Source organism: Thermus tengchongensis (assembly GCF_021462405.1).
Taxonomy (GTDB): Bacteria; Deinococcota; Deinococci; order Deinococcales; family Thermaceae; genus Thermus; species Thermus tengchongensis.
Window position 1 is genome coordinate 125,627 of sequence record NZ_JAKEDU010000006.1, and the last position, 8,683, is coordinate 134,309.

At 66.2% G+C, this 8,683-nt stretch carries 8 protein-coding genes; all 8 read left to right on the forward strand.

Annotation, left to right across the window (positions count from 1 at the left end; translation table 11 throughout):
* The first annotated feature begins 46 nt into the window (after window positions 1-46).
* The 8 genes from L1087_RS08965 (at window position 47) to L1087_RS09000 (ending at window position 8,515) form a co-directional block, all read left to right on the forward strand.
* Window positions 47-1,015 (forward strand): branched-chain amino acid ABC transporter permease, encoded by a 969-nt coding sequence (locus tag L1087_RS08965; RefSeq protein WP_038040137.1) that lies wholly within the window; start codon window positions 47-49, stop codon window positions 1,013-1,015.
* Complete coding sequence (locus L1087_RS08970; protein WP_234558572.1) at window positions 1,012-2,343, forward strand: branched-chain amino acid ABC transporter permease; 1,332 nt, start codon at window positions 1,012-1,014, stop codon at window positions 2,341-2,343. The genes L1087_RS08965 and L1087_RS08970 overlap by 4 nt, the downstream gene beginning before the upstream one ends.
* The gene (locus L1087_RS08975) at window positions 2,340-3,119 is read left to right on the forward strand and encodes an ABC transporter ATP-binding protein (RefSeq protein ID WP_038047626.1); all 780 of its coding nucleotides are present in this window, start codon (window positions 2,340-2,342) and stop codon (window positions 3,117-3,119) included. The genes L1087_RS08970 and L1087_RS08975 overlap by 4 nt, the downstream gene beginning before the upstream one ends.
* Window positions 3,116-3,829: an ABC transporter ATP-binding protein gene (locus L1087_RS08980; RefSeq protein WP_135259911.1), complete on the forward strand. Its 714-nt coding sequence runs from the start codon at window positions 3,116-3,118 to the stop codon at window positions 3,827-3,829. Before L1087_RS08975 ends, L1087_RS08980 begins: the two co-directional genes overlap by 4 nt.
* Before the next feature lie 83 nt (window positions 3,830-3,912).
* A complete protein-coding gene (locus tag L1087_RS08985) occupies window positions 3,913-5,421 on the forward strand; it encodes a glutathione ABC transporter substrate-binding protein (protein WP_038040145.1) in 1,509 nt (502 codons plus the stop codon).
* Window positions 5,422-5,475: 54 nt separating this feature from the next.
* Window positions 5,476-6,396 carry a nickel ABC transporter permease gene (gene nikB / locus L1087_RS08990; RefSeq protein WP_234558577.1) on the forward strand — a complete coding sequence of 307 codons (921 nt, stop codon included), beginning with the start codon at window positions 5,476-5,478 and terminating at the stop codon, window positions 6,394-6,396.
* A complete protein-coding gene (locus L1087_RS08995) occupies window positions 6,389-7,408 on the forward strand; it encodes an ABC transporter permease (protein WP_234558573.1) in 1,020 nt (339 codons plus the stop codon). The genes nikB and L1087_RS08995 overlap by 8 nt, the downstream gene beginning before the upstream one ends.
* Window positions 7,409-7,462: 54 nt before the next feature.
* Window positions 7,463-8,515 (forward strand): protease complex subunit PrcB family protein, encoded by a 1,053-nt coding sequence (locus L1087_RS09000; protein ID WP_234558574.1) that lies wholly within the window; start codon window positions 7,463-7,465, stop codon window positions 8,513-8,515.
* The last annotated feature ends 168 nt before the right edge of the window (window positions 8,516-8,683 follow it).

The window sequence follows — 8,683 nt, forward strand, 5'->3', positions numbered from 1 at the left end:
GGGGTGGCCCCAAGGCCACCCCCTTGGTTCGGAGAAAGGAGGTAGCTTGCTGGAGCAGATCCTAACCCTGTTGCCCCAGGTGATCTTTGACGGGCTCATCCTAGGCTTCGTCTACGCCATGGTGGCCCTGGGGTACACCATGGTCTACGGCGTCTTAGAGCTCATCAACTTCGCCCACTCCGAGATCTTCATGATCGGGGCGGTGGTGGGGGTGGAGGTCTTCCGCTACCTGGCCCCTCAGGTGGAGAATGGCCTCCTCCTTCTTCTTCTCGCCCTGGTCCTGGGTGGGGCGGTGGCGGGGATCACCGCTATCCTGGTGGAGCGCTTCGCCTACCGCCCCTTGCGCAAACGGGGCACCACCAACCGGCTGGTTCCCCTCATCACCGCCATCGGGGTTTCCTTCATCCTCCAGGACCTGGTCCGCCTCATCGAGGGCCTCTGGCACAACGAGTTCTTCCTGCGCATGCGCACCGTGGAGGACCTGGAGGGCTCGGTGGAGCTCTTCGGGGGGGCCATCTTCGCCCAGAACAAGTCCTTCATCCTCATGGGCGTTTCCATCCTCATGCTGGTGGGCCTCACCTATCTGGTGAACCGCACCAAGCTGGGGGTGGCCATCCGCGCCGTGGCCCAGGACCTCTCCACCGCCAGCCTCATGGGCATTGACCCGGACCGCATCATCTCCCGCACCTTCCTCATCGGGGGTTCCCTGGGCGGGGTGGCAGGGGTGCTTTTTGCCCTGCAGTACACCACCATCACCCCGTACGTGGGCTTCCTGCCCGGCCTCAAGGCCTTCACCGCCGCCGTCTTGGGGGGCATCGGCAACATCCCCGGGGCCATGCTGGGGGGGCTGGTGCTGGGCCAGCTGGAAAACTTCTTCGGCACCTACCTGCCCATCCTGACCAACGGGAACTTCGGCACCGAGTACAAGGACGTGGTGGCCTTCTTGATCCTCATCCTCATCCTGCTCCTCAGGCCGCAAGGCCTCCTGGGGCAGGTGGTTAAGGAGAAGGTATGAGCGCCCTATCCCTCCTCCTCAGCCTGGCCTTCCTGGCCCTGGCCTTCCTGGCGCCAGGGGCCCTTGCCAACCTCTTCGGCCTGGGGGCCCTGGCGGTGGCCACCTTTGTCCGCCTCTCCCCCCAGGGGCGCACCCTAAACCTGGCCCTCCTCACCCTGGCCTTCACCCTGGGCCTCATGCGCTCGGGGAACACCTTGGGCCTCATCGGCCTGGTGGGCATCCTGGTGGCCCTCACCACCCTGCCCCGGATCCCCACCTGGGTGCGGGCCCTCCTGGGCCTGGCCATCCTCCTCCTCTCCGTACCTTTGGCGGGCTTTGCCAACACCTTCGTCTTTGAGCTGGGCATCCAGATCGGCATCTACGCGGCCATGGCCCTGGGCCTCAACGTGGTGGTGGGGATGGCGGGCCTTCTGGACCTGGGCTACGCCGCCTTCTTCGCCGTGGGAGCCTACACCTGGGCCATCTTCGGCTCCGAGCAGGCCAAGAACTTCATGCAGGGGAACTTTCCCTTGCCCGGCGAGTACATGTACCTCTTCATGGGGATCGCCATCGTCACCACCGCCCTCACCGGCCTCCTCATCGGCCTTCCTGCCTTGCGCTTGCGGGGGGACTACCTGGCCATCGTCACCCTGGGGCTGGGGGAGGTGGTGCGCATCCTGGCCAACAACCTGGACCACCCCGTCAACTTCACCAACGGCCCTCAGGGCATCACCCCTGTGCAACGCCCCCCTATCGATTGGTTCCGGGAACTTATGGCGGCCATTGGGGTGCGCCTGGACCAGACCACGGACTACCAGCTCTTCTTCTACTTCCTGGTGCTGGTGATGATCGGCCTAGTGGTGCTGGTCAACCTAAACCTGGCCAACTCCCGCTTCGGCCGGGCCTGGGTGGCCATCCGGGAGGATGAGATCGCCGCCCGCTCCATGGGCATCCCCCTCCTCCCCACCAAGCTCCTGGCCTTCATGACCGGGGCCGCCTTCTCCGGGGTGATGGGGGTCATCTTCGCCGCCCAGCGCACCTTCGTCTCCCCCGAGTCCTTCACCCTCCTGGCCTCCATCACCATCCTGGGCATGGTGATCCTGGGCGGCATGGGCTCCATCCCCGGGGCCATCCTGGGGGCCGCGGCCCTTACCATCCTCAACCTGGACATCCTCAAGACCTTCAGCGAGTTCGTGCGCACCAGCCTGCCCCAGATTCCTAGCCAGGTGGACCCCGCCAAGTACGAGCGCCTGGTCTTCGGCCTGATCCTGGTCTTGATGATGATCTTCCGCCCCGAAGGCCTCATCCCCGAAAAGCGCCACAAGGCGGAGATGGAGGAGGGAGCATGAAGGCCCTCGAGGTCACCCACGCCACCAAGCGCTTCGGGGGGCTCGTGGCGGTGAACGACGTGAGCCTTACCGTGAACCAGGGGGAGATCTTCTCCGTCATCGGTCCCAACGGGGCAGGTAAGACCACCTTCTTCAACCTCCTCACGGGCATCTACGCTCCCGACGAGGGGAAAATCCTCCTCTTCGGCAAGGACATCACCGGTTTCCCCCCAGACCGCGTGGCCAAGGAGGGGGTGGGGCGCACCTTCCAGAACATCCGCCTCTTCGGGGCCATGACCGTTCTGGAAAATCTTCTGGTGGGCATGCACATCCATATTCGCGTCCCCTACTTCCACGCGGTCTTCCGCACTCCCCTGGCCCGGCGGGAGGAGAAGAGGGCGGAGGAAGAGGCCAAGAGGCTTCTGGAGTACGTGGGCCTTCTTCACCGCAAGGACGAGCTGGCCAAAAACCTGCCCTACGGGGAGCAGCGCAAGTTGGAGATCGCCCGCGCCCTGGCCCTGAGGCCTAGGCTTCTCCTCCTGGATGAGCCTGCGGCAGGAATGAACCCAAAGGAAACCGAGGAACTCCAGGCCTTCATCCAGCGCCTCAGGGAGGAGCTGGGGATTACCATCGTCCTCATCGAGCACGACATGCGCCTGGTGATGCGCATCTCCGACCGCATCGCCGTGCTGGAGTACGGCTCCAAGATCGCCGAGGGGACCCCGGAAGAGGTGCGTACCAACCCCAGGGTCATCGAGGCCTACCTGGGCAAGGGGGCCGCAGGGGGTGGGGCATGAGCCTCCTGGAGCTGAAGAACGTCCACACCTACTACGGCCACATCCACGCCCTAAAGGGCATCTCCTTAAGGGTGGAGGAGGGGGAGATCGTAACCCTTATCGGATCTAACGGGGCGGGCAAGAGCACCACCTTGCGCACCATCAGCGGCCTGGTCAAGCCCCGGCAGGGGGAGGTCCTCTTTCAAGGAAGACCCATCCACCGCCTCCCCGCCCACCAGATCGTGGCCCTGGGGGTAGGCCACGTGCCCGAGGGGCGGCGCATCTTCCCCCGGCTCACCGTGGAGGAGAACCTGGAGATCGGGGCCTACCTGGAAAACGACCGCAAGGTGGTGCAACAGCGCAAGGAGGAGGTCTTCAGCCTCTTCCCAAGGCTTTACGAGCGCCGGGCGCAGAAGGGGGGGACCCTCTCGGGGGGGGAGCAGCAGATGCTGGCCATCGGCCGGGCCCTCATGCAAAACCCCAAGATCCTCCTCATGGACGAACCCTCCATGGGCCTGGCCCCGGTCCTGGTGGACTTCATTTTTGAGATCATCCAGAAGCTCAACCGGGAGGGGCGCACCATCCTCCTGGTGGAGCAAAACGCCCGCCTGGCCCTGCAGATCGCCCACCGCGGGTACGTGCTGGCCACGGGGGAGGTCACCCTCTCGGGCCCCGCCCGGGAGCTGGCGCAAAACCCCGAGGTGCAGAAGGCCTACCTAGGCGAGGGGTAGAAGCATACCCCGGCTTGCGCCCCCCGAAAGGGGGCGTATATACTCTCCCTGAATCGCAGGGCTCGTCCCGGAAAGGAGTACGTATGAGAAAAGCCTTTTTCGCTCTTGGCCTAGCGTTGCTTGCCACGGCCTGGGCCCAGCAACGCCTAGTGGTGGCCCAAGGTACCGACCCCATCACCTTGGACGCCCCCCTGGCCCAAGACTCGCCTTCGGCCACGGTGGTCACCCACATCAGCGAAACCCTGTTTGAGCTGACCCCGGAGGGCAAGATCGTTCCCCTACTGGCGGAAGGCTACAGCTTCTCCGACGGGGGGAAAACCCTGACCATCCGCCTAAAGCGGGGTATCTCCTTCCACGATGGCACCCCCTTCAACGCCGAGGCGGTGAGGTTCAACCTGGAGCGCTTCGTCTCCCGGGAGCTGGCCAGCCCCTTTGCCTTCTTGCTTTCTGAGCTGGATCGCGTGGAGGTGGTAGATACCCACACCGTGCGCCTCCGCCTCAAGAACCCCTTCGCCCCCATCCTGGCCCACCTCACCCACAGCTCCACCGCCATCCAAAGCCCCGCCGCCATCCAGCGCTTTGGGGCGCAGTACCGGGACAACCCCGTGGGTACCGGTCCTTACCGTTTCCAGGCCTGGCAAAAGGGCCAGTTCGTGGACCTAGTACGCAACGAGAATTACTGGGGGGAAAAGCCCCCCATTCCCCAGGTGCGCTTCATCCCCGTGCCGGAAGGCACCACCCGGGTTGCGCTGGTGGAAACGGGGCAGGCCCACGTGGCCGTGCGCATCCCTCCGCAAGACATCGCCCGCCTCCAGGCTAACCGGGCGGTGGAAGTGGTCCGCACCCCCAGCCTGCGCACCATCTACATCTACTTCAACACCCAGCGTCCACCCTTCAACGACGCAAGGGTGCGCCAGGCCATCAACCATGCGGTGAACAAGGAGGAAATCCTTCAGTTTGTCTTGGGCGGTATTGGCCGGATCTCCGATGCTCCCATCGCCCCCGGGATCTTCGGCTACGCTTCTATCGGCAAGTACGAGTACAACCCGCAGCGGGCCCAGGAACTCTTGCGGCAGGCCGGGGTGAGCACCCCCTTGCGCGTTACCCTTCACTGCCCCACTGGCCGCTACTTCCAAGACATCCAGGTGTGCGAGGCCATCCAGGGCCAGCTCCGGCGGGTGGGCGTGGAGGCCACCATCCAAACCCTGGAATGGGGGGCCTACCTCCAGGAAACGCAACGCCCCTTGCGGGAAAACCGCATCCAGATGGCCATGTTGGGCTGGGGCACGGTGACGGGAGATGCCGACTATGGGCTCTACCCCCTCTTCCACTCCAGCCAGTGGGCCCCTGGGTTCAACCGCGCCTTCTACAAGAACCCCGAGGTGGACAAGCTCCTGGCCCAGGCCCGCATCTCCACCCTGCCCCAAGGAAGGCAACAGCTCTACCGCGAGGCCATGGCCCGCATCTGGCGGGACGCGCCCTGGGTCTTCCTCCACTCCGAGGTGCAGGTAACCGCCGTACGGCAGGAAGTGCAGGGCTTCATCGTCCACCCCACGGAACGGTATCTGGCCTACAAGGCCCGGTTCCGCTAAAGGATCCCGGCTTGGGCCCCGTGGGACCCCCCCACGGGGCTCTTTGTGAAAGCCATGCTTAACTACGCCATAAGACGCCTGCTCATCGCCATTCCCACCCTCTTCGGGGTGGTGCTCCTCGTTTTCCTCATGGTGCGCCTGGCCCCGGGGGACCCCGCGGTTCTCCTGGCGGGGGAGTTCGCCACCCCGGAGACCCTGCAGGCCATACGGGAGCGCTACGGCTTGGACCGGCCCCTGCCCGAGCAGTTCCTCCTCTACCTGGGGGCCCTCCTGCGGGGGGACCTGGGGGAGTCGGCAAGGAGCCGCCGGCCGGTGCTGGAGGAGCTCAAGACCTACTTTCCCAACACGGTGGAGTTGGCGGTGGCCGCCATCCTGGTGGCCCTGCTCACAGGAATCCCCCTGGGCATCCTGGCCGCCCTTCGCCCAGGGAGCGGCCTGGACCTGGGGGTGATGACCCTGGCCCTCCTCGGGGTCTCCATGCCCGTCTTCTGGTTCGGCCTCCTGGCCATCCTCATCTTTTCGGTGAACCTGGGGTGGTTCCCCGTGGCCGGCAAGGGCACCCTGGCCCACCTGGTCCTCCCCGCGGTCACCCTGGGGGTGAACGCCACCGCCCTCCTCGCCCGCATGACCCGGGGGACCCTCCTGGAGGTCCTCTCCCAAGACTACATCCGCACCGCCCGGGCCAAGGGGCTCAGGGAGCGGGTGGTGGTCTTCAAACACGCCCTGCGCAACGCCATGATCCCCGTGGTCACCGTGGCGGGCCTCGAGTTCGGCTCCCTGCTGGCAGGCGCGGTCATCACCGAAACCATCTTCGCCTGGCCCGGCCTAGGACAGCTTCTGGTGAGCTCCATTCTGGCCCGGGACTACCCGGTGGTCCAGGGAGCGGTCCTCCTCGTGGCCACAAGCTTCATCCTGGTGAACCTGCTGGTGGACCTCCTTTACGCCTGGATCGACCCGAGGGTGCGCTATGACTAGACCCTGGCGCCGCTTCCTAAAAAACCGCTTGGCGCAAGCCGGTCTGGCCCTTCTTTTCCTCTACCTCCTTGGGGCCCTCTTTGCGCCCTTTCTGGCCCCCTACTCCCCGTATGCCCAAGACCTACGTTCCACCTACGTGCCCCCTTTGGCGGGGGTAAGCCTGCGGGGGCCCGGAGGGGAGTGGGGCCTCTTTGTGAGCCCCGCCTTCCGGCATCCCCTGGAAGGGGTACAGGTGAACTGGGCAGAAAAGTACCCTGTGCGCTTTTGGGTGCGCGGGGACGAGTGGGAGTGGCTCGGGCTTCGCGGCAACCTCCACCTTTTCGGCGTGGAAGGGCCCGCCAGGCTGTACCTCTTAGGAACCGACGAGCAGGGGCGTGACCTCTTTTCCCGCATCCTGTACGGCATCCCCGTTTCCCTTACCATCGGCTTGGTGGCTGTGGGCATCGGCCTGTTGCTGGGTGCCCCCTTGGGGGGCCTTTCCGCCTACTTTGGCGGAAGAATGGACCTCCTGGTCCAGCGCCTGGTGGACGTGATGCTGGCCTTCCCGGGCATCCTCCTGGCCATCGTCCTGGTGGCCATCCTGGGCCCTGGGCTCACCAACGCCATGATCGCCGTGGGCATCGCCGCCGTGCCCATCTACGCCCGGCTGGTACGGGGGGTGGTCCTCTCCCTCAAGGCCCTGGACTACGTGGAGGCCGCCCGGGCCTTGGGAGCCAGCCACGGGCGCATCCTCTTCCGCCACATCCTCCCCAACGCCCTAAGCCCCCTCCTCATCCAGTCCAGCCTGCAGATGGCCATCGCCATCCTCTTCGCCGCCGGGCTGGGCTTCCTGGGCCTGGGGGCCAGGCCCCCCGAGCCCGAGTGGGGCCTGATGCTGGCCCGGGGCCGGGAGTACCTGGCGGTGGCCCCCCACGTGGCCACCTTCCCCGGGCTGGCCATCGTGGGCCTGGTCCTGGCCTTCAACCTCCTGGGGGACGGCCTCCGCGACGCCCTGGACCCCAGAAGCCGCTAGCAAGCTCAAAGGAGCCTTAAGGCCCCGGCTCCGGCCAGGGGGTATCATGGAACCATGAGCAAAGGCTGGCTGTTCCCCTTACTCCTCCTGCCCCTCCTCGCCGCCTGCCAGCTGCTGGAGGGAACGGGCTACCGGGTGGCCGAGGCCCAGCTCCTCTTCCCCGAGGTCACGGAGCGCTGGACCTACTTCTACGGGGAACCCCGGGAGGTGCGGTTGGGGGAAAAGACCCTGCGCCTGGAAAAGGCCTCTGGCGAGAGCCTCTGGGCGGTCCCCGGAGCGCTTTGGGTAGACGGGAACCCGGTACTGCGCGAGGTGGGACCGGCCCTGAGGCCCCTGGCCGAGGCGGTGCGCGGGGTCCAGGGGAGCCTGGTGGAGGTGCGCGCCCAGGCCAGCCTCCGGGCCACCTGGCTCTACGACGGCGTGGGTTGGGTGAAGCTCACGGGAAGCCTGAAGGAAGGGGAACGCCGCGCCTTGGTCCAGCCCACGGGCTACCAGACCCCCGACCTCTACGCCTTCACCGGGCCGGAAACCCAGGTCCTCCTCCGGGAAATCCTGGCCCGGCGGGGGGGGAAGCAGGTGGCGCTCTTTGAGCTTTCCGAGCCCGTCCTGAAGCCCCTGGCCCTGGACCCTATCCCCGACGGCTACCGGGTGGGGGCCCTTCTGGTGCAGTACGGGCTTAGAGTGGAGGTGGTGACGCCCCCCTCTCCCCCTTACCGGATCCTGGACCGGGGCAGCAACGCCGCCTACGGGGAAACCGAGGCCAGGGCCTTCCTGGCCAACAACCCCACCCGCTTCGCCGAGGTGTGGAACCTGGTGGTGGCCAACCGCATCCCCCGCCCCCCCGCCCCCAGCGTGGACTTCCGCAACAAGAGCGTGGCCGCCTTCTTCTGGGGGCTGAAGCCCACCGGAGGGTACAGCCTAAGCGTGGTGGGGGTTACCTATGCCGCCGGAACCGCCCGGGTGGTGCTGAACCTGCAAAGCCCCAGGCCCGGGGCCATCGTCACCCAGGCCCTCACCAGCCCCTACGTCCTCCTGGAGCTGGAGCGGGTGAGCCGGGTGGTCTTCGCCGACCCCTCGGGGCGGGTGCTGGCGGAGGCCAGGGAGTGAGGCTAAGTAGCCATGCATAGACTTTGCCCCACTTCCCTCTCCAGGCGCTCCTGCAGTTTCCTCAACGCCTCCTCCACCCCTCGCCTCAGCTCCTCCACGCTCCCGTAGTACCGCCGCGGCAACAACCACCCCTTCACCCGCCGCCACACCGTCTCCACCGGGTTGTAC

What these genes read in the sequence shown, in the direction of transcription:
- L1087_RS08985 (WP_038040145.1), top strand. Translation starts at nt 3,913, where the DNA reads ATGAGAAAAGCCTTTTTCGCTCTTGGCCTAGCGTTGCTTGCCACGGCC.
- L1087_RS08975 (WP_038047626.1), top strand. Translation starts at nt 2,340, where the DNA reads ATGAAGGCCCTCGAGGTCACCCACGCCACCAAGCGCTTCGGGGGGCTC.
- L1087_RS08970 (WP_234558572.1), top strand. Translation starts at nt 1,012, where the DNA reads ATGAGCGCCCTATCCCTCCTCCTCAGCCTGGCCTTCCTGGCCCTGGCC.
- L1087_RS09000 (WP_234558574.1), top strand. Translation starts at nt 7,463, where the DNA reads ATGAGCAAAGGCTGGCTGTTCCCCTTACTCCTCCTGCCCCTCCTCGCC.
- nikB (WP_234558577.1), top strand. Translation starts at nt 5,476, where the DNA reads ATGCTTAACTACGCCATAAGACGCCTGCTCATCGCCATTCCCACCCTC.
- L1087_RS08980 (WP_135259911.1), top strand. Translation starts at nt 3,116, where the DNA reads ATGAGCCTCCTGGAGCTGAAGAACGTCCACACCTACTACGGCCACATC.
- L1087_RS08995 (WP_234558573.1), top strand. Translation starts at nt 6,389, where the DNA reads ATGACTAGACCCTGGCGCCGCTTCCTAAAAAACCGCTTGGCGCAAGCC.